Raw genomic sequence first — 1,423 nt, 5'->3', positions numbered from 1 at the left:
ATGCCGGTCATTCGTAAGATCGGCGGACCCAGGGGTTCTGGGTATGGCTGTGAGCTTGTCGCCGCTGGATGGCTCAAAGAACTTGGCCGCCCGGAGCCCCGCGACGACTCGACCGCTAATGGGGATACGCGACTTGATCGCTGTGTAGGACAACGTCGGCGAGGTCGTCTGCGGGATCGGTGTGGACGACGAGCTGGCGGAGGTGACCGTGCCCCAGATCTGGGCCGGAGTGGACATCGGCAAGGAACACCATCACTGCGTGGTGGTCGACGAGCGGGGCGAACGTCTTCTTTCACGCCGGGTCTTCAACGACGAACCGGCCCTGCTGGAGCTGATCGCAGACGTACTCGCGCTCTCCGAGGACGCCTTGTGGGCGGTGGATATCAACCACGGCGTCGCCGCTCTCCTCATCGGCCTTCTGCTCAGCCGCGAGCAGCCGATGATCTACATCACCGGCTTGGCCGTGCACCAGGCGTCGACGGCCTACCGCGGCCAGGGCAAGACGGACGAGAAGGACGCCTTCGTCATCGCTGACCAGGCACGCATGCGCCAGGACCTCGGTCGCCTGCGGCCCGGCGACGAAATAGCCGTCGACCTGCGCACCCTGACCGCCCGCCGACTCGACCTGGTCAACGACCGCACCCGTCAGACCAACCGGCTGCGGGCTCAACTGCTGGAATTCTTTCCCGCGTTGGAGCGGGCGTTGAACCTGAACAAGAAGGGTCCGGTCACGCTGCTGACCGGTTACCAGGTGCCGGCAGCGATCCGTCGCAGCGGGGCCAGGCGGATCGGAACCTGGCTGAAGAACCGCAAGGTGAAGAACGCCGCCGCCCTCGCCGAGACAACCGTCGAAGCCGCCAGGGCCCAGCACATTGCACTGCCTGGAGAGACCCTCGCGGCCGCCATGGTCGCCCGCATCGCCAAGGGCGTACTGGCCCTCGACAAGGAGATCGCCGAACTCGACGCGCTCATCGAGGCCCGGTTTGATGAGCACCGACACGCGACGGTGATCCGGAGCCTGCCTGGCATAGGCGCCCTCCTCGGCGCCGAGTTCGTCGCCGCCACCGGCGGAGACATGGAGGCTTTCGGCACGGCCGACCGCCTGGCGTCCTTCGCCGGCCTCTCACCCGTACCGCGGGACTCCGGCCGCGTCAGCGGCAACATGCGCCGCCCGCGCCGCTACCATCGCGGCCTCCTTCGGGCCTTCTACCTCTCCGCGATGGCCAGCCTGAGAACCTGCTCCGCCTCCCAGGCTTACTACGGGCGCAAACGGAACGAAGGGAAAGGCCACAAACAAGCAGTGCTGTCCCTCGCCCGCCGCAGGACCAACGTCTTGTGGGCCATGATCCGCGACGGCGCGTGCTACGAAGCCCTACCAACCGTCACGACAGCGGCTTGACATCGTCATTGGGAAGTTCTTTAA

1 protein-coding gene is annotated in these 1,423 nt (G+C 66.3%); it reads left to right on the top strand.

Annotation, left to right across the window (positions count from 1 at the left end; genetic code table 11):
- The first annotated feature begins 202 nt into the window (after positions 1-202).
- Entirely contained in the window at positions 203-1,399 is a 1,197-nt protein-coding gene (locus ACIRA5_RS53645) for an IS110 family transposase (protein ID WP_403706026.1), read from the top strand.
- Positions 1,400-1,423: the final 24 nt, after the last annotated feature.

The organism is Streptomyces sp. NPDC096311 (genome assembly GCF_044763085.1).
Lineage (GTDB): Bacteria > Actinomycetota > Actinomycetes > Streptomycetales > Streptomycetaceae > Streptomyces.
The sequence above is the reverse complement of the archived record's forward strand: the minus strand, read 5'-3'. Positions and strand labels throughout refer to the sequence as shown.